The sequence below is a fragment of the Microbacterium sp. NPDC056057 genome (assembly GCF_042266945.1).
GTDB lineage: Bacteria > Actinomycetota > Actinomycetes > Actinomycetales > Microbacteriaceae > Microbacterium > Microbacterium trichothecenolyticum_C.
Genome location: NZ_JBHJWS010000002.1, coordinates 103,628 through 123,054 on the forward strand (window position 1 = coordinate 103,628; position 19,427 = coordinate 123,054).

Annotated in this window: 15 protein-coding genes; 8 read left to right on the forward strand and 7 right to left on the reverse strand. The window is 71.8% G+C overall.

Going from position 1 to position 19,427, the window contains the following annotated elements; genetic code table 11:
- Nucleotides 1-117 precede the first annotated feature (117 nt).
- A complete protein-coding gene (locus ACFC1K_RS08345) occupies nt 118-1,920 on the forward strand; it encodes a DEAD/DEAH box helicase (RefSeq protein ID WP_375871803.1) in 1,803 nt (600 codons plus the stop codon).
- A 124-nt stretch (nt 1,921-2,044) separates the two neighbouring features.
- Here ACFC1K_RS08345 and ACFC1K_RS08350 read toward each other — a convergent pair whose 3' ends face one another.
- A complete protein-coding gene (locus tag ACFC1K_RS08350) occupies nt 2,045-3,748 on the reverse strand; it encodes a SulP family inorganic anion transporter (protein ID WP_375871247.1) in 1,704 nt (567 codons plus the stop codon).
- 205 nt (nt 3,749-3,953) lie between these two features.
- Between ACFC1K_RS08350 and ACFC1K_RS08355 the strand changes: the two genes are divergently transcribed.
- A complete protein-coding gene (locus ACFC1K_RS08355; RefSeq protein WP_310289411.1) occupies nt 3,954-5,312 on the forward strand; it encodes a hypothetical protein in 1,359 nt (452 codons plus the stop codon).
- Between the two features lie 60 nt (nt 5,313-5,372).
- Here the strand turns inward: ACFC1K_RS08355 and ACFC1K_RS08360 are convergent, their stop codons facing one another.
- From ACFC1K_RS08360 to mtrA, 6 genes are all read right to left on the reverse strand, one after another.
- Complete coding sequence (locus ACFC1K_RS08360; protein WP_375871248.1) at nt 5,373-6,584, reverse strand: amidohydrolase family protein; 1,212 nt, start codon at nt 6,582-6,584, stop codon at nt 5,373-5,375.
- Nucleotides 6,585-6,751: 167 nt separating this feature from the next.
- On the reverse strand, nt 6,752-7,411 hold the full coding sequence (hpf, locus tag ACFC1K_RS08365; protein ID WP_310289407.1) for a ribosome hibernation-promoting factor, HPF/YfiA family: 660 nt from the start codon (nt 7,409-7,411) through the stop codon (nt 6,752-6,754).
- 122 nt (nt 7,412-7,533) lie between these two features.
- The gene (locus ACFC1K_RS08370) at nt 7,534-8,193 is read right to left on the reverse strand and encodes a phosphoribosyltransferase family protein (RefSeq protein ID WP_375871249.1); all 660 of its coding nucleotides are present in this window, start codon (nt 8,191-8,193) and stop codon (nt 7,534-7,536) included.
- 96 nt (nt 8,194-8,289) lie between these two features.
- Nucleotides 8,290-9,999 carry an LpqB family beta-propeller domain-containing protein gene (locus ACFC1K_RS08375; protein WP_375871250.1) on the reverse strand — a complete coding sequence of 570 codons (1,710 nt, stop codon included), beginning with the start codon at nt 9,997-9,999 and terminating at the stop codon, nt 8,290-8,292.
- Entirely contained in the window at nt 9,996-11,708 is a 1,713-nt protein-coding gene (gene mtrB, locus ACFC1K_RS08380; protein ID WP_375871251.1) for an MtrAB system histidine kinase MtrB, read from the reverse strand. The genes ACFC1K_RS08375 and mtrB overlap by 4 nt, the downstream gene beginning before the upstream one ends.
- Nucleotides 11,709-11,714: 6 nt before the next feature.
- A complete protein-coding gene (gene mtrA, locus ACFC1K_RS08385; RefSeq protein WP_045297395.1) occupies nt 11,715-12,395 on the reverse strand; it encodes an MtrAB system response regulator MtrA in 681 nt (226 codons plus the stop codon).
- A 244-nt stretch (nt 12,396-12,639) separates the two neighbouring features.
- On the opposite strand from mtrA, the gene ACFC1K_RS08390 reads away from it, so the two are divergent.
- From ACFC1K_RS08390 to aqpZ, 6 genes are all read left to right on the forward strand, one after another.
- Nucleotides 12,640-14,175: a glycerophosphoryl diester phosphodiesterase membrane domain-containing protein gene (locus tag ACFC1K_RS08390; protein WP_375871252.1), complete on the forward strand. Its 1,536-nt coding sequence runs from the start codon at nt 12,640-12,642 to the stop codon at nt 14,173-14,175.
- Nucleotides 14,166-14,852: a DUF4129 domain-containing protein gene (locus ACFC1K_RS08395; protein WP_375871253.1), complete on the forward strand. Its 687-nt coding sequence runs from the start codon at nt 14,166-14,168 to the stop codon at nt 14,850-14,852. Before ACFC1K_RS08390 ends, ACFC1K_RS08395 begins: the two co-directional genes overlap by 10 nt.
- A gap of 92 nt (nt 14,853-14,944) precedes the next feature.
- On the forward strand, nt 14,945-16,102 hold the full coding sequence (locus ACFC1K_RS08400; protein ID WP_375871254.1) for a DUF4350 domain-containing protein: 1,158 nt from the start codon (nt 14,945-14,947) through the stop codon (nt 16,100-16,102).
- Nucleotides 16,099-17,115 carry a MoxR family ATPase gene (locus ACFC1K_RS08405; protein ID WP_056370478.1) on the forward strand — a complete coding sequence of 339 codons (1,017 nt, stop codon included), beginning with the start codon at nt 16,099-16,101 and terminating at the stop codon, nt 17,113-17,115. Before ACFC1K_RS08400 ends, ACFC1K_RS08405 begins: the two co-directional genes overlap by 4 nt.
- Before the next feature lie 5 nt (nt 17,116-17,120).
- On the forward strand, nt 17,121-18,422 hold the full coding sequence (locus tag ACFC1K_RS08410; protein WP_375871255.1) for a DUF58 domain-containing protein: 1,302 nt from the start codon (nt 17,121-17,123) through the stop codon (nt 18,420-18,422).
- A 163-nt stretch (nt 18,423-18,585) separates the two neighbouring features.
- Nucleotides 18,586-19,383, forward strand: a complete 798-nt coding sequence (gene aqpZ / locus ACFC1K_RS08415) for an aquaporin Z (protein WP_310289395.1) — start codon at nt 18,586-18,588, stop codon at nt 19,381-19,383.
- Nucleotides 19,384-19,427: the final 44 nt, after the last annotated feature.

Genomic DNA, 19,427 nt, shown 5'->3' on the forward strand with positions numbered 1-19,427 from the left:
CCGCGACGTGCGCGGGCAAACGGCATCCTGTCGCCTCACAGGCGCGCCGCGCTACGGTTGACTGTGCACACGAACGCCGACCAGATCGAAGCCGAGGCTCAGACCGAGCCCGCAGCGATGACCTTCTCCGACCTCGGGCTGAGCCAGCCCGTCCTCAAGGCGCTGAAAGGCATCGGCTACGAGACCCCCTCGGCGATCCAGGCGGCGACCATTCCGACGCTGCTCGGCGGCCGCGACGTCGTGGGCATGGCGCAGACCGGAACGGGCAAGACCGCCGCGTTCGCCCTGCCGATCATCGACCGCCTCGACCTCGGCCAGAAGACCCCGCAGGCGCTCGTGCTGGCCCCGACGCGCGAGCTCGCGCTGCAGGTGTGCGAGGCGTTCGAGAAGTACGCAGGCCACCTGAAGGACGTGCACGTCCTCCCCGTCTACGGCGGACAGGGCTACGGCGTGCAGCTCTCGGCCCTCCGACGCGGCGTGCACATCGTCGTCGGAACGCCCGGCCGCATCATCGACCATCTCGAGAAGGGCACCCTCGACCTGTCGGCGCTGCAGTACCTCGTGCTCGACGAGGCCGACGAGATGCTGAAGATGGGCTTCGCCGAGGACGTCGAGACGATCCTCGCCGAGACGCCCGACACCAAGCAGGTCGCCCTGTTCTCGGCGACGATGCCCGCCACGATCCGCCGCCTGGCGCAGCAGTACCTGAACGACCCCGAAGAGATCACGGTCAAGTCCAAGACCCAGACCTCGGCGAACATCTCGCAGCGCTACCTCATCACCGCGTGGCAGCAGAAGATGGACGCCCTGACGCGCATCCTCGAGGTCGAGAACTTCGACGCGATGATCGTCTTCGGCCGCACCCGCAGCGTCACCGAGGAGATCGCCGAGAAGCTCCGCGCCCGCGGCTACTCCGCCGCCGCGATCAACGGCGACATCGCCCAGCCTCAGCGCGAGAAGACGGTCAACCAGCTCAAGTCGGGCAAGCTCGACATCCTGGTCGCGACCGATGTCGCCGCGCGCGGCCTCGACGTCGAGCGCGTGTCGCACGTCGTGAACTTCGACATCCCGACGGATGCCGAGTCCTACGTGCACCGCATCGGCCGCACCGGCCGTGCCGGGCGCACGGGCGACGCGATCAGCTTCGTCACGCCCCGTGAGCGCGGACTGGTCAGGATGATCGAGCGCGCCACCCGCCAGGAGCTCACCGAGATCCCGCTGCCGAGCGTCGACGAGGTCAACGTGACGCGCCTGTCGCGCTTCGACGACCGCATCACGGCGGCCCTCGGCGAGGCCGAGCGCATCGAAGCCTTCCGTGACATCGTGGCCCACTACGTGCGCAACCACGACGTGCCCGAGGCGGATGTGGCGGCGGCCCTCGCCGTCGTCGCGCAGGGCGACACCCCCCTGCTCCTCGAGGCCGACCCGGAGCCGGCTCCGCGGCGCGAGCGGACGGAGCGGACCGATCGCGGCGACCGTCCCGCGTACGGCGACCGGCCCGAGCGGAGCGAGCGCCGCACGCCCCGCGAGGGCTTCGCGACCTACCGCATCAACGTCGGCAAGCGTCAGCGTGTCGAGCCGCGTCAGATCGTCGGCGCGCTCGCGAATGAGGGCGGCCTGCGCCGCGACGACTTCGGCGCGATCAAGATCATGCCCGACTTCTCGCTCGTCGAACTGCCGGCGAACCTCCCTGCCGGTGCCCTGGACCGCCTCGCCGACACGCGCATCTCGGGTCAGCTCATCGAACTGCGTCCCGACAGCGGGCGTCCGCAGCGACGCAAGGACGCCGCGGGCGGCGGGTCGTACCGCGACAACCGCGGCTCCGGCGATCGCGGCTCCTACCGTGACTCGGGCTCGCACGGCTCGTACGGCGACGACCGCCCGGCGCGCAAGCCTCGCCACAAGCGCAGCGACGGCTGACCCGGCGGCTGCGCCCGGGGCCGCAGCATCCATCACCCCCCCCGGTTCAGGTGTGACGACACGCGGGATCGCTGACGCGACCCGGCGTGTTGCGCCACCCGAACGGGACTCCGGGTGAAGCGTGTCAGGCGGGTGAGCCGGTCGTCCCCTGCTGCGCGGGGAAGGCCCGCACCGCATCCTCGAGGTCGTTGTAGATGCGGTCGGCGGGGATGCGCTTCGCCATGCCGTAGGCCGTGAACTCGTCCAGGACCGCGGTCTCCGGCCGCGCGAGCACGAGCGCCACGCCGCGGGCGTCGAGCCAGTCGACGAGGCTCGAGAACGCCTCGCCGGCGGAGTAGTCGATGTCGGAGATGCCGGCGCAGTCGAGCACGAGCCACTTCACCGGATCGGGCGCGTTCTGCACGACCTGCTGCACGTCGTCGACGAACCGCGACGCGTTCGCGTAGAAGAGGTCGGCGTCGTACCGGAACACCACGAGCCCCGGTGCCGTCTGCGCGCCGGCGGCCGCCGTCGTGTACTCGTACCCTTCCTTGCCGCGCACACCGAGCACGAAGTCGCGGGGGCGGTACTGCCGGCGCACGACGTCGAGCAGCGACAGCGCGAGCGCGAGGATCACACCCGCGCCGACGCCGACGATGAAGACGGTGAGCGCGGTCGCGAGGGCGATGAAGAACTCGCCGCGACGCACGCGGGACACGCGCATCAGGCCGCGGATGTCGATGAGCTCGAGTCCGATCACGAACACCACGCCGCCGAGCACCGCTTTCGGGAGGTCGGTGAGCAGGTTCGTGAGGAACAGCAACACGATGAGCACCACGGCCACGACGGTGAGGTTGGCCACCTGCGTGCGCCCCTTCTGCCCGTCCAGGATCTGCGTCTTCGTGGGCGATCCGTTGACGACGAACGTGCCGCTGAAGCCGGCGGCGAGATTGGATGCCGCGAGCCCGACGATGTCGCGATTCACATCCGCCCGGTCACCGTGCTTTGCGGCGAAGCTCCGCGAGGTCGCCGCGCTCTGGGCGATGATGATGATGAAGCAGGCGAACGCCGTCGAGAGCACCGCGGGCACATCACCCCATGTCACTCCCGTCGGGAAGCCGATCGGCGGGAATCCGCCCTGGATCGCGCCGATGACGTCGACCCCGTAGCTCGACGCGTTCGTGAACGTGGCCAGGATGAGCAGCCCCACCACGGCGATGATCGCGCCGGGCACCTTCGGCAGGAAGATCTTGAACGCGAAGATGATGCCGATGGTTGCGGCGCCGTAGGCGAGGGTCGGCCACGACAGCTGGCCGAGCTCCGAGATCCACGCCCACTGCTGCTGGAACCAGTTGCCCGAACCCTTCGGCACGCCGAGGATGTCGGGGATCTGACTCGTCGCCACCTGGATGCCGACGCCTGTGAGGAATCCGATGAGCACCGAGGCCGACAGGAAATCGCCGATGAAGCCGAGCCGCAGCACCCGGGCGAGGATGAGCAGCAGCCCGCAGACGAGGGCCGTCAACCCGCACAGCGCCACCCATTGGGGTGAGCCCGGATTGAGTCCGGCGATGCCGGCGGTCAGCAGGCCTCCCGCCATGATCGCCGCCGTCGCGGAATCGCCCCCGACGACGAGGAGCTTCGACGACCCCAGCAGGGCGAACGCGAGCAGCGGCAGCAGGATCGTGTACAGGCCGGTGACGATCGGGGTCTGCGCGATGGAGGTGTACCCCATCACTTCCGGGATCGCCACGGCGGCGAGCGTCACGCCCGCGATGATGTCGCGGGGAAGCCACGACATCTTGTAGCCGCGCAGCGAGACCGGAACGAGGAAGGTGGGCAGGGCCATGTCGACTCCCTTGGCGAGGATCGCGCCGGCCCCTCCGCGTCGGCGAGGAGGGCCGCGAGGGCCCCCAGGCACCCGGCCACGCGACGTGTGCGCTCATTCTGGGGCACCGGGGCGCGCGTGCGCCAGAGCCACGCTCTGCGCGAACATTCCACGGTGGCGCCCGCTCGCCTCAGCCCGCTCCCAGCGGCCCCCGTAGGATCGATTCATGGCCGGATTCTGGGGCAGACGCAAGCGCGAGCAGGAAGAACTGAACACGCAGGACGCCGACCTGGCGCGCCGCGCGCAGCAGGCGCTGGTGGCGGCCGACGAGCGCATCCGCCTCACGACCGACGAGTTGGCGTTCGCAGACGCGGAACTCGGCCCCGGCCCCACCGCGGAGCTGCGCGACGCGCTCGGGTCGGTGCGGACGCACCTGCAGGAGGCGTTCCACCTCCACCAGCTCAACCACGACGAGATCCCCGACACCCCCGAAGAGCTGCGCACCCGCAACGCGCGCATCGTGCAGCTGTGCGAGTGGGCCGAAGACCTCCTCGACGACCGCACCGAGGCGCTCGCCGCGCCGATCGAGCGCGCGCGGCGCGCTCCCGAGATCATCGCGAAGGTGCGGGCGGATGCTGCGCGCCTGCGCCTGCGCCTCCCCGACGCCCGCTCCACCGTCGACCGGCTGGCGATCCGCTACTCGTCGCACGCACTGTCGCAGATCGACGCGAACCCCGCGGAGGCGGAGCAGCTGCTCGGCTTCGCGGAGCACAGCGCCGGCGTCGCCGAGCGCCGTCGCGAGGCGGGTCAGCGCGAGCAGGCCAACATGGCGCTCGAGGCCTCGACCGAGTCCGTGCGGCGCGCCGAGACGCTGCTCGACGCGGTCGAGACGTTCGAGGTCGAGGCGCTGCGCGCCGAGTCGACGCTCGCCGCGATCGTCGAGGACTCCCGCGGCGACCTCGTCGTCGCGCTCAAGGAGCCGCACTCCCCCGCGGTGCAGACCGCGATCGAGGAGCTGCAGGCCGCCCTGGCGGCCCTTCCGGCCGCGGGCGTGAACACCGACCCCTTCGAGCAGCTCTCGCGACTGCGCGAGGCGAATGCGGGACTCGATGCCGCGATCGCGGCCGCACGCGAGCGCGCCGCCCGACCCATCCCGCCCCTCGAGCACGTGCGTCACGCCATCGATGACGCCGACCGGCAGCTCGCCGTCTCGCGCGACGTGATCGCGGGGCACCGCGGGTGGATCGGCGCCGACGCGCGCACCCGGTTCGCCGAGGCCGAGCGCGTGCGCCTCGACCTCGACCGGTACCTCGGCTCCTCGGCCGCCGCGGTCACCGCGATCGACGAGGACCACCGCGAGCAGGCGTTCGCGATGGCCCGCCGTGCGGCGTTCCTCGCGAGCGAGGCGCTGCAGCTGGCGCAGCGTGACATCGACGCCGCACGTCCGCAGCCCGACCAGTGGGGCGGACCGGGGTACGGTCAGCAGGGGTACGGCGGCGGCCGTCGCAGCGGTGGCTCCGACCTCATGGGCGGCATCCTGGGCGGGCTCGTGATCGGCAGCCTCCTCGACGGCATGTTCGACTGACGTCCCGCCTCGTCGCCACCCCCGTCCTCGCGCCGAAACACGGGCGGGACGGAGCCGGGGTCACAGAGTGACGACCTCGAGGCCGTCGGCCACCACTCGCCCATCGTGGATCACCGTGCGGTCGACGCCGCGGTCCATGACCGCGCTCGTCGGCGTCTCGCCGTCGACGAGCACGAGGTCGGCGCGGTCGCCGGCGGCCAGACCCGGGCGATCGCCCACGCCTGCGACGCGAGGCGAGGCGTGGCTCATGATCGAGGCTCCGCCCATGGTGGCGACGGCGAGCGCGAGCTCGATGTGGTCGTCGCGGCGGAAGCCGTTGACGAAGGCGAGCTGCCACGTGCGGTCGAGCATGTCGCAGTTGCCGTACGGGCTCCAGTAGTCGCGCTGCCCGTCTTCTCCGAGGCCGACGCGCACGCCGGCGTCGACGAGATCGACGAGTCGAAGATGCCCCGTGGTCGACGGCGCGACCGTGGCCATGGCGATGTCGAGCTCGGCGAACTCTTCGATGAGGCGGCGGCTCACCGTCTCCGACACCGAGCCGAGGTCGTAGGCGTGCGACATCGTGACCTTGCCCTGCATGCCGAGGGCGCGGGTGCGCTCCAGCACGAGCTCGGTGCTGAACACGCCCAGGGCGCCGGGCTCGTGCAGATGGATGTCGATCTCGACCTGGTACTTCTCGGCGAGGCCGAACACGATGTCGAGGTGCGTGACCGGATCGCGGTCGAGCTGGCTGGGATCGATCCCGCCCATGACGTCGGCGCCCTGCTTGAGCGACTCCTCGAGGTACTCGACGGTGCCCGGCTCTCGCAGGATGCCGGCCTGCGGGAACGTCATGATCTGCACGTCGGCGTGGTCGCGGAAACGCTCCTTCGCCGCGAGCACGGAGTCGAACTTCTCGAGCTTGCAGTCGACGTCGACCTGCGCGTAGGTGCGCACGCGCGTCGTGCCCCTCGCGATCATCTGCTCGAGGGTGCCCGCGACGATCTCGGCGTGCGGCACATCGGTGTTCCGCCAGTTGTTCCGGTCGTTGAGCATCATGCCCCACACTCCGGGCGCGCCCGTGTGAGGACGGAACGGCAGCCCGATGCGCGAGGAGTCGAGGTGGACGTGCACGTCGCTGAACGACGGCAGGAGGAGCCGGCCACGGCCGTCGACGTCGTTCGCGCCCGCCGGAGCGGAAGCGTCGTGGGCGCGGATCTCGGCGATGCGGCCGCCCTCGATGACGATGTCGGCGGGCTCGGCGCCCCACGGGCGCGCGTTGCGGATGATCACGTGTGGTGCCTCTCGACGGGATGAGCGGATGCCGCGGCCGGACCGACGCGACGTGTCGATGGTATACCGAATACCATCGCACTCCGGCGGGGCCGCGGCATCCGTTCTCGTCCGGAGATGCACGAGGGGTGCGGCTGCCGGAGCAGCCGCACCCCTCGGAGTACGTGTCAGGACGCCAGTTCGTCCGGCTGCGTCTGCGTGGTGAGCGAGATCACGCCGTAGTCCCAGCCCTTGCGGCGGTACACGACGCTCGGGTGGTCGGTGCGGGCGTCGATGAAGAGGAAGAAGTCATGGCCGACCAGTTCCATGCGGTCGACGGCCTCCTCCACCGACATCCATTCGGGGTGGAACTCCTTCGTGCGGATGACGACGGGCGTGTAGCCCTCTTCCTCCTCGTTGCCCGTGATGATCGGGATCTCGCCGGTGGCGACGGCGCGGAGCACGTCGACGGATGCCGGCTGCAGATCGATCCCCTGGAGCGCGCCGCTGCCCTTCTCGAATTTGGCGCCGCGGGGGTGGTTGCGCGCGTCGACGCGCTTGTCCTTCGCGCGGCGCAGCTGCTCGCACAGCTTGTCGACCGCGAGGTCGAGGGCGGTGAACTTGTCGCCGTCCGTCGCCTCGGCCCGGATGACGGGCCCCTTGCCGTTGACAGTGAGTTCGACGGTCTCATCCTCCATGCGACCGTTGTGATACGCCCGGTGCGTGACCTTGACCTCCACGCGTTGAGCGCGGGGCGCGAGGTTCTCGATGCGGAGGGCCTTCTCCTCGACGACACCGCGGAAGCGATCTGTGATCCCCACTCCCACGCCGACGATGCTGGTTTCCATCCTTGACCTCCTTGTTCCGGTCCGCCCGGCCAAGGGCGGACCATCAGTCGCCTTGTCACCCCCACGCTAGCCGGGCGTTCGGACTCTGTCACCTGTGAGTTTCGATTGCGTCGGGAAGCCGTTCACCGACCCGTGGGATGCCTCCGCGGAGTGGCTGCGACGGTGATCGCCGCCACCACGTCGGCACCCTCCGCACGCAGTGCGCGGACCGCTTCGGCGAGGCTCGCACCGGTCGTCACGACGTCGTCGACGACCACGACCCGCCGCCCCGCGCCGCCCGTGGCCACGAGGCTCTGCGCGACGTTCCGCGCCCGGGCGTCGCGGTCGAGCCCGCGCTGATCCCCGGTACGACGGGCGTACCGGAGCAGGCGGCGCGGCCGCCGGCCGATGCGACGCACGAGCAGATCGGGCACGCGGTAGCCGCGTCGGCGATACGCCTGGCGCGAGGTCGGCAGGGGCACGCACACGGCGTCTTCGGCACCGGCGTGGACGAGCGCCGCCGTGAGCGCCGGGGCGAGTGCTTCGGCCAGGCCCGTGCGCCCGTCCTCCTTGATCGCGCGCAGGACGCGCGCCGCGACCCCCTCGAAGGCCAGGCCGCTCCACACCGCGACAGGGCCGCCCGGGGCCTCGATGAGCTGCCCCCGGGGGTCGGGAGCAAGGGCGAGCGCACAGCGCTCGCAGAGGGCGACGTCGGTCTCGTCGCACCCCGCGCACGAGACGGGAAGCAGCAGCGCCAGCGCATCGGCGCACGCCTCCCGCACGGCGACGAGGATCTCCGGCATCACCGCCTCAGCATCTCGGAGACGCGCTGCGGTGTCGGCTCCCGCATCCCGGATCGGTGGACCGCCGGCGCCGGCACCGCCCTGGGGAGGAACCCCCTACTGCGGCGCGCCCTGCTGGGTCGCGAGAACCCCGATCCCCGTCGCGGTGGGCTGCCAGCTCGTGCCGCGCTTGACGTAGAGCGTCCCGTCCTCGGCCCGCAGCCGCAGACTCGAGATGCCGCTCCCTCCTGCGATCGAGGCCATGCCCGAAGACGCCGTCGAGGTGGAGGTCGGCGCGCCGACCACCTGCTCGATGACCGTCGAGTCGGCGTCGGCGCCGCTGGTCAGCACGCCGACCGAGACGTCGTCGATCCACGTCACGCCGATCCGCGTGACGCCGATCACCGCGCCGCCCGCGACGGCGAGCTGCATCGGCTGACCGAGGCGCACCGGCGCGATGTCGTCGCGGATGACACCGGCCACCGACACCACCGAGCGCCCGCCCGCGCTCACCACGGCGGCCAGGCGCGTGCCGTCCCGCGACAGCGCCATGCCGGCGACGGCCGTCCCTTCGCCCCACGCCTCTGCGACCTCGATCACATCGCCGTTGGGCAGGTACGCCCGCAGCGCAGCCGGGTCGTCTTGGGGAACGCTCCACACGACCCCGTACTGGTCGATCACCGGATCGACCAATCCCGGCCGGGTGTCCAGCACCTCAGGCTCGGTGCCGGCGGAGTTCAGCCTCACCACTGCTCCCGAGGCGAGGCGCGCTGCGGCGAGGTCCCGCTCGGCCCCGACCTGCACGCTCAGCGGCGACGCAGCTTCGACGGCAGCCGAGAGACCGGGGATCTTGTCGATCTCGTCGCCCGTGAGGAATCCGAATCCGGCCTGCGTCAGCACCAGGGGCGTGGCCGGCACGCGGGTGGAGCGCACAGCGACGGGCTCCGCGTCGATCGGGGTGGAGCCGACGGTCATCACCACCTCGGCCACGCCCGCGGCGCGCAGGCTCTCTTCGAGCTGCGTGAGCATGCGGTTACGCGCTTCACTGCTCGCTGCCAGCATCGCGTCGCCTGTGAGCGCGACGTCGGACACCCCCTCCTCGGCGGTGGGCACGACAGTGACCGCTGACACGCCATCTGGGAACGCTGTCTCGACCGATTCGGCCAGCCACTCGCTCTTCGGCTTGTTGACCAGCGCCAGAGCGATGCTTCCCGCCGCCTTGGTGACCGGGAACCAGCGGACGTCGGGCACCAGGTACTGGTACGACGGGTCGAAGTACATGAGCGGGTAGCGGTGGAACACCTGCGGGAACTGCGCCTCATCAAGCCAGACCCCGTCTGGCGCTTCGGTGATGCGCCACTCGCCGTCGTCCTGCTGTGCGAGTTCGAACGTCCAGTTGCCGGGAGAGAGGTCCGCCCGCTGGTAGGCACCGCTGTCGTCGACCGTCCCGGCCACCTCGGAGGCGAAATCGACGATGCCCTCGCCTGTCTCGACATAGTCGCGCTCGGCTCGCTCGTCCACGATCACCCCCGCATCCGGATTCCATGTCTCGGCGAGGGACGGTGCCAGGAACTCGCGCGCGACGGCCCAATTGCCGCGGACGCCGGGACCCGAACCGGCGTCGATGAACCCCTCGACGATCTGCTGCGGCGTGGCACCCGGCTGGGGCCGGTTCGGGATGAACACGACGTTCTGCGATCCGTTGCCGGTGTTGCCGTTCTCGAGCCCGTACTCCGGCGGCCCGCTCGTGGGAAAGCCCGCGCAGCCGGTCACGACGACCGCGCACAGCGCGAGGACGAGGGCCAGGATGCCGCGTACCCGGGTCATGCGGATCCTCCTCGGGTGCCGGCATCCGTGTCGGTCGCGCCGCCCGGTGGCAGCTCGATCGGTGTGGTGAGACCGAGGTCATCGAGGGCGGCGACCGCGTCGTCGCCCGGATCGACGGGGATCGGCGACTCCCCCGCGAGCGGCACCGCCTGTCTCGGGAGGGTCAGGACGAAGTTCGTGCCGCGGCCGACCTCGGACCACACCGCCAGTTCGCCGCCGTGGAGCTTCGCGTCGCCGAGCGCGATCGACAGGCCGAGGCCCGTGCCGCCGATCGTGCGCTTGCGCGAGGGATCGGCGCGCCAGAAGCGGTCGAAGACGTGCTCGACGTCCTCGGGTTTCATCCCCATGCCGTAGTCGCGCACGCCGATGGCGACGGCCTGCTGGTTGCTGTCGACACTGACCACGATGGGCCGGCCCTCGCCGTGCTCGATCGCGTTGCCGAGCAGGTTGCGCACCACGCGGCGCACGCGGCGGGGGTCCATGTCGACGGGGGAATATCCTCCCGGCGCCACCAGGCGGACGTCGGTGCCGTGCTGCTCGGCGAGCTGCTGCATCGAGCCGATCACGTCTTCCGCAAGGTGGGCGAGGCTCGTCGGTTCGAGTTCGAGCTGGACGGAGCCCGCGTCGTACCGGCTGATCTCGAGGAGGTCGGTGAGGAGGGTCTCGAATCGCTGCACCTGCGCATTCAGCAGCTCGGCCGCGCGTGCGGTGGCCGGATCGAAGTCCTCGCGCTGGTCGTTGATCATGTCGGCGGCGAGGCGGATCGTGGTCATCGGGGTACGCAGCTCGTGCGACACGTCGGAGACGAAGCGCTGCTGCACGAGCGAGAGGTCGGCGAGCTCCTTGATCTGCGACTCCATGCTGTCGGCCATGGCGTTGAACGACCGGCCGAGGGTCGCGAGTTCGTCCTCGCCGCGCACCTCCAGACGCACGTCGAGGCGCCCGGACGCGAGCTTGGCGCTGGTGTCGGCGGCCTCGCTGATCGGGGTCGTCACGGATCTCAGCACGAACCACGCGATGCCGCTGATCAGGAGGACGAGACCGATGCCGACCACCCACAGGGTCCGTTGCACGAAGGTGAGCGTCTCCGGGGCGTTGGCGAGGTCGTAGGCGAGATAGAGCTCGTACGACGCGACATTGTCGATCGTGAGCTGCTGGCCCACCAGGATCCCGGGGACCGTGGAGTCGTCACCGACGGGAAGCGCGACGGGCTGCCAGATCTGCTGGTCGGGGTTGGTGCGCACGAGTGCCCGCATCGGAGGGGTCAGCAGCTCGTTCATCACCTCTTCGTTGGTGCTGAAGTCCTGCGGCGCGTTGGGCACGAGGGGGCCGATACGGTAGGCGCCGACGATCGTGGCCGACGACTGGTCGCGCAGCGCCGTGAACGCCAGGGTCATGACGTTCTGCAGCTGGATGGAGTCGTTCTGCACCGAGGCGTCGAGGGTCCGCTGCGCCGCGGCGCGCGCCTGCTCGGCGTCGATCAGCACCTGGTCCTTGCGGGAGGCGAACAGGTCGTTCTGGATGGCGAGGGCCATCCACACGCAGGCGATCACGACGGCGAGCGCGGTGAGGCCGATCGTGACGAGGATCGTGCGGAACCGGAGCGAGCGCCGCCAGAGGCCCGCGATGTCCCTCGGCCATGCCCGCCAGAGGCGCCACCACCGGACGCGGGCGCGCGCCGGCGTCACGGCCGTGATGGGCGCGGTCATGGCCGTCTAGACGACGGCGCCGGCGCGGTATCCGACACCGCGCACGGTCGTCACGATCTTGGGGTTGTCGGGGTCCTTCTCGACCTTCGCCCGCAACCGCTGCACGTGCACGTTCACCAGGCGCGTGTCGGCCTTGTAGTGGTACCCCCACACCTGCTCGAGCAGCATCTCGCGCGAGAACACCTGCTGCGGCTTGGATGCCAGGGCGACGAGCAGCTCGAATTCGAGGGGCGTCAGGGCGATCGGCCCGTCGCCGCGGCGCACCTCGTGCGCGGCGACGTCGACGGTGAGGTCGCCGATCCGCAGCGAGTCGTTCGCCGGCTGGCTCGCGGGACGCAGCCGGGTGCGGATGCGGGCGACGAGCTCCTTCGGGTTGAACGGCTTGACGATGTAGTCGTCGGCGCCCGACTCGAGGCCCTTCACGACATCAGCGGTGTCGGTGCGGGCGGTGAGCATGATGATCGGGATGCCGGACTCCGCGCGGATCCGGGTGCAGATCTCGATGCCGTCCATGCCCGGCAGCATCAGGTCGAGGAGGATGAGGTCGGGACGCTCGGTGCGCCACGCGTCGACGGCCTCGGCACCGTCCGCGCAGAAGACCGTCTCGAATCCCTCCGTGCGCAGCACGATCCCGATCATCTCGGCAAGGGCGGTGTCATCGTCGACCACCAGGATGCGTGAAGTCATCGCGCGCGTTCGTTCCTTCTGTCCAGGCGCAGAGGACGACGTGCGCGTCCCCATGCGCTTCCCACAGAGTAGTCGACCAGGGCTGTGGACCGGCCGAAGCTCGCCCGAACGGACGACGAGAGGCTCATCCACACGGCGGCTGCGGCATCCTTCCGATGTGGAACGATAGGGGCAAGCGCCGTCCTGAGGGGCGCGGCCGACGCGCCGCACAGCCCATGACGCGCCGCCGACCGAGAGGGGAATCGTGTCCGCATACCCGGCCTGGACGCCGGCGTCACGCCCCGGGATCATCCCGCTGCACCCGCTGTCGTTCGGCACGATCCTGGGCCGCTCGTTCTCGGCGCTGCGGCAGAACCCGCGCGTGCTGCTGGGCTTCGCGCTCGTCGTGCAGACGCTCGCGTACATCGTCGTCCTCGGCGGCGTGCTCGCCATCGGCTGGGCGTCGTTCTCCCGCCTCGACACACTGCGGCCGGGCACCGAGGAGTACGACACCGTCATGGCGGGGTCGATCGCGCTCACCGCCGTCGCCGGCATCGTGCTGTCGCTCGCCGCGGGCGCGCTCAGCGTCATCGTGCAGGGCATCGTCGTCGTCGAGGTGACGCGCGCGGCCGTCGCCGAGAAGCAGACCCTCGGCGCGCTCTGGCGTCAGGTCAAGCCGATCGCCTGGCGCCTCATCGGCTACTCGCTGCTCGTCGTCCTGGCGGTCGTCGCGGTCGTCGCGGTGGTCGTGCTCGGGATCGTCGGCATCGCGATCGCGGCGCCGCCGGCGGCGATCCTGCTGACGGTCCTCGTGATCCTCGCCGCGATCCCCCTCACGTGGTGGCTGATGATCAAGCTCCTGCTGGTGCCGGCCGCCATCATCGTCGAGCACGCCACGATCCTCCGGGCGCTGTCGCGCTCGTGGACCCTCACGCGCCGGCGCTTCTGGCCGGCCCTCGGCATCATCATCGTGATCAGCGTCATCTTCGCCGCCGTCGCGCAGGTCGTGAGCCTGCCGATGAGCTTCCTCTCGATGGGGCTGACGACGATCATCGCCCCCACGGGCGACCCCGAGCCGACGGCCATCATCGGCTTCATCGCCGCGACCCTCCTCACGCAGGTGCTCACGCTGCTCCTGCAGTCCGTCGCCGTCGTCGTGCAGTCGACCGCGACCGCTCTGATCTACATCGACTGCCGTATGCGGCGCGAAGGGCTCGACCTCGACCTGCTCGCGTACGTGGAGCGCCGCGATTCCGGAGCCACCGCCCTCGCCGATCCCTACCGCGAGCACATCGGGCGCGAGATCGCGCCGCGGGGCGTTCCCGGGGCATACCCGGCGCCCGGTTACGCGCCGTACCCGCCCGGATATGCGACCCCGGGGTACCCGCCGCCGCCGGCGGGCGCGGTGTTCTCCACGGCACCGGCGCAACCGGGTTACGGGCCGCCCGCAGGATACGGACGGCAGCCGGGCTACGGCATGCCGCCCGGGTACGGCGCACCGGCCCAGCCGGGGTACGGCGCACCGGCCCAGCCGGGCTACGGCGTGCCGCCCGGCTACGGCGCACCGGCCCAGCCTGCCTACGGTGCTCCGGCGCAGCCGGCGAATGGTGCGCCCGCGCAACCGGTGTACGGCGCAGCCGCACAGCCCGGCCCAGCGGCCCCGGCGCCTGCGCAGCCGCCTGTCGCTCCGCCCGCCGCAGACCCCGCCACCCCGGCGCCCGCGGACGAGCCCTCCCCCACTCGCTGGACCGCCCCCGGCGCCGCACCCGACGGCGCCGACCGCGAGTCGCCGTGGGCCTGATCCCCGCCGCTCTGCGCACGCTCGCGCGCGCGTCCGACGCCGTCCCACCGCTCACGCCGGACGGTGACGAGGCGCGGCGGTGGGCGGAGCAGGAGCTGTCGGACCCGGCCTACGACATCGCCGAGCCGACGCCGTTCGACCGCATCGCGCGCGCCGTCGGCGACTTCATCGCGTCGCTTCTGAACCCGGACCTCTCGGGCGGGTGGGGCTCGACGTTCGCGCTCGTCGCCGCGATCGTCGTCGCCGTGGTCATCATCGCCGCGTTTCTGCTGTGGGGCGTGCCGCGGGTGACCCGGCGCGCCGCGCCGCGGACGCCGCTCCTGTTCGGCGAGGCCGAGCACCGCTCGGCCGCCGAGCTTCGTGCGGCCGCCGCGGAGCGCGCCCGTGCGGCCGACTGGGACGCGGCGATCGTGCTGCGTTTCCGCGCTCTCGCGCGCGGCTGCCTCGAACGCGGTGTCGTCGACCCGCCGCCCGGCGCGACCGTGCACGCGTTCGCTCGGGCCGCAGGGGCGGCCTTCCCCGCGCTCGAGCCCCGACTCGAAGCCGCGGCCACCGCGTTCGACGACGTCCGGTACCTGCGGCGTCCGGGGAGCGAAGACCTCTACCGTCTCGTCGAGTCCGCCGACGACGCCGTCGCCGCGGCCCGCCCGGTCATCCGCGAGGAGGTCCCCGCGTGAGCACAGCGACGGCGACCCCGCTGGAGACGTCGACTCCGGTCCCCGCGTCCCCTCCACCCGGCGCTGGCGCGCCGGGCGGAGCCTCCGGGCGCGTGGGCCCAGCTGGACCCCGGCGCGGCCGGCGGATCGCGGCGTGGGTCTCGATCGGGCTGGCGCTGCTCGTGATCGGCGGGATCGGCGGGGCGGTGTCGGCGGTCAACCAGTGGGCCCAGCGCGACGCGCTCGACCCGGACTCGACCGGCCCTGGCGGCACCCGCGCTCTCGCCGAGATCCTGCGCGACCACGGCGTCGACGTGCGAGTGGTGCGAGATCGCGCGGCCGCATCGGAGGTTCTGGGCACGGCGCCCGCGACCCTCGTCCTCCCGGACGCGCCGGCGCTCTCGGACGAGGCGATCGCCGACCTCGCCGCCGACGCGACCGACATCGTGCTCATCGAGCCACGTGCCCGCACGCTCGATCTCCTGCTCCCGGGTTCCGCGCCCGCCGGGGTCGCCCCCGACACGGCGATCGAGCCCGACTGCGACGTCGACGCGGCGCTGCGCGCCGGTGCCGTCGCCCCGGGGGCCGTCTACAGCACGGGCGATGCCGCGGCGTGCTATCCGGCGGACGCCGGGTCCGGTCTGCTCGTCCGTTCCGCCGAGGACGGCCGCGTCGCCGCCATCGATGCCCGCCCGCTGTTCGCCAACGAGCACCTCGCCGACAACGGCAACGCCGCGCTCGCGGTGAACCTGCTGGGGCGGCATCCGCTCGTCGTCTGGTACGTCCCGAATCCCGGCGACACCGACCTCGCGAACGCGAACCCGTCGCTCGGCGACCTCACGCCGCCCTGGGTGAGCGCGGTCATCGTGCTCCTCCTCATCGCGGGCGTCGCCGCGGGCGTCTGGCGCGGCCGTCGGTTCGGCCCGCTCGTCGCGGAGACCCTGCCCGTGACCGTGCGCGCCTCCGAGACGACCGAGGGCCGCGCCCGCCTCTACGCGCGCGCCGGCGATCCGCTGCACGCCGCGGACCGCCTGCGCATCGGCGCGCTGCGGCGCATCGCCGGCCTCCTCGGCCTCGGCGCGAACGCCGCCGCCCCCGAGATCGCCGACGCCGCCGCGGGCCGCACCGGGCTCGACCGGAGGATCGCGCGCGGCATCCTGATCGACGACATCCCCCGCAGCGACGCGGATCTCGTCGCACTGAGCACACGCTTGAGAGACCTCGAGGACGCCGTGCGCACGGCCGTCCGCCCCGAAAGGAGTCCCCGATGACGGACACGCCCGCCACCGCGAGCACCGAGGCGCCCGCCGCGACGGACCGCCCACCCCTCGACGACGCCGCGCTGCGCGAGGCGATGAACCGCGTCCGCCTGGAGGTGGGCAAGGCCGTGGTCGGGCAGGACGGCACGGTGACGGGCCTGCTGATCGCCCTGCTGTCGCGTGGTCACGTGCTCCTCGAGGGGGTGCCCGGCGTCGCGAAGACCCTTCTCGTCCGGGCGTTCTCGACGGCGCTGGGTCTCGACACGAAGCGCATCCAGTTCACGCCCGACCTCATGCCGGGCGATGTATCGGGCTCGCTCGTGTATGACGCGAAGACCGGCGAGTTCGAGTTCCGCGCGGGCCCGGTCTTCACGAACGTCGTGCTCGCGGACGAGATCAACCGCACGCCGCCCAAGACGCAGGCGGCTCTGCTCGAGGCGATGGAGGAGCGCCAGGTCTCGACCGACGGGGTGACCCGGCCCCTCCCCGACCCGTTCCTCGTCGCGGCCACCCAGAACCCGATCGAGCACGAGGGCACCTACACGCTGCCCGAGGCGCAGCTCGACCGGTTCCTCCTGAAGCTCATCGTCGAGGTGCCGGCACGGGATGCCGAGCTCGCGGTGCTGCGCCGCCATGCGAGCGGCTTCGACCCGCGCGACCTCGCGGGCGCGGGCCTGCGCCGTGCGGCGAGCGCCGACGAGATCCGGGCGGCACAGCGGGCCGCGGCATCCGTCACCGTCTCGGACGACGTGCTCGGCTACGTGGTGGATCTCGCGCAGGCCACGCGCCGGAGCCCTTCGGTGCAGCTCGGGGTGAGCCCGCGTGCGGCGACCGCGCTGCTCGCGGCATCGAAGGCGTGGGCATGGCTGGGTGGGTACCCGGCGATCACGCCGGATCATGTGCAGACGATGCTGCTGCCGACGTGGCGCCATCGGATCCGGCTGCGTCCCGACGCCGAGCTCGAGGGCGTGTCCGTCGACGCCGTGCTGGGCTCGGTGCTGCAGCAGACCCGCGTCCCGATCTGAGCCGCATGTACGTCACCGGTCGTCTGCCGCTGCTCCTCGCCGTCGGAGCGCTCCCCGTCGCGCTGCTCTCGGCGGCGGGCGTCGACGCATGGATCGCGGCCACGGGGTGGGTGCTGCTGTGCCTCGTCGCGATGCTCGGCGACGCCGCGGCGGCACCGGATCCCCGCAGGATCGCGGTGACGCGAAGGATGCCGGGGCGCGTGCTCCTCGGCCAGCCCGTCGTCGCCGAACTCGTCCTGCGCAACGGCGGCGAGCGCACGCTGCGGGGCCGCATCCGCGACGCGTGGCAGCCGACGGCGGGAGCTCCTGCGCAACGACCGGCCGTCGTCATCCCGCCCGGCGAGGCCCGGACCATCGCCGTCCCGCTGCTCCCCCGTCGCCGGGGCGAGCTGCGCTCACGCTTCGTCGTCGTACGGTCCGACGGACCGCTGCGCCTCGCCGGACGACAGGCCCGCCTCGACGAGCCCGGCGCCGTGCGCGTCCTGCCGCCCTTCACCGCCCGACGTCATCTGCCATCGCGGCTCGCCCGGCTGCGCGAGCTCGACGGCAACACCAGCGTGCAGGTGCGCGGTCAGGGCACCGAGTTCGACAGCCTGCGCGAGTACGTGCGCGGCGACGACGTGCGATCGATCGACTGGCGCGCGACGGCGCGCGCCAGCACGACCATGCTCCGCACCTGGCGCCCCGAGCGCGACCGGCACGTCGTGATCGTGATCGACACCGGGCGCACGGCGGCCGCGCGCGTGGGCGACGGGGTGCGGATGGATGCCGCGATGGAGGCCGCGCTCCTCCTGGCGGCGCTGGCGAACCGGGCGGGCGACCACGTGCACCTGCTGATGTTCGACCGCACGATCCGCGCCCGCGCCACACGCGTGGACGGACCCGGTCTGCTGCCCGCGCTGGTGGACGCGATGGCGCCCGTCGAACCCCAGCTGATCGACACGGACTGGGATGCCGCGTTCGCGCAGGTGCGCGCGCTCACCTCCCGCCCGTCCCTGGTCGTGCTCCTGACCGCGCAGGACGCCGCCGAGGCGGCGCGCGGATTCCTCGGGTCGCTGCCCGCCCTCGCGCAGGGGGCGCACGTGCTGGTCGGCACGGTCACGGACGAACAGGACGCGCCCGCGGAGCGGCCCGACGCCGCCGACGTGTACCGCGCCGCCGCCATCGAGCAGAGCGCCCACGACGCCGCCGTCGTCGCGGCGGCGATCAGCCGCGCCGGAGGCGAGGCGATCGCCGCGACGCCCGAGGACCTGCCGCCCCGCATCGCCGACCGCTACCTCGCGCTGAAGGCCGCCGGTCGTCTCTGAGACGTCGAGGAGCAGCATCCGACACCGCAAACGGGTCGCGACCACCGCCTGAACCGCTGAGGAAACTTGTGGAGATCAGGCGTTATACGCAGACACTCCGCGTGCGGTTCCTGGGAAACCGCTGAACATGCCGCTAGCCTCGCGGCGAGGAAAGGAGTCCGCCATGTCGGATACCACCATCCCGCCCACCACGGTGAACAGGCTCGTCGCGGAGGCATTGGGAACGTTTCTGCTCGTCTTCGGCGGTGTCGGCGCGGCGCTGTTCGCGGCCAACTTCCCGGCCGGTGACGAGGGCAACCCGCTGGGCATCGCCTTCGTCGGGGTCGCGCTCGCGTTCGGTCTGACGGTCGTGGCGGGCGCCTACGCCTGGGGGCCGATCTCCGGCGGCCACTTCAACCCTGCGATCACGCTCGGCCTCGCCGCTGCGGGCCGCTTCGAGTGGAAGAACACGATCGGCTACATCATCGCGCAGGTGATCGGCGGCGCCCTCGGCACGACGCTCATCGTACTGATCGGCATCTTCGGCACCGACAACTGGCTCGCCAACGCCCAGGACAGCGGCTTCGCGTCCAACGGCTACGGCACCGGCGAATTCGGCTCCCCGGGCGGCTTCGAGCTGGGCGCGGCGATCATCGCCGAGGTTCTGCTGACGGCGATCTTCGTGCTCATCATCCTCGGTGTCACCCACTCGACCCGGGGCACGGCGGCGCTCGCTCCGCTTGCGATCGGCCTCACGCTGACCCTGATCCACCTGATCTCGATCCCGATCGACAACACGTCGGTCAACCCGGCCCGTTCGATCGCCGCCGCGATCTACGGCGGTCCCGGCCCGCTGTCGCAGCTCTGGGTGTTCATCGTGTTCCCGATCGTCGGCGGCCTCATCGCCGGCGTCCTGCACCGCGCGCTCTTCGAGCCCAAGGGCACGCTGCCTCCGGTGCAGGCCGAGGCGCGCGTCAAGTAGTCTCCGCACACAACACGAAGAGCGGCCCGCCCCCTTTCGGGGAC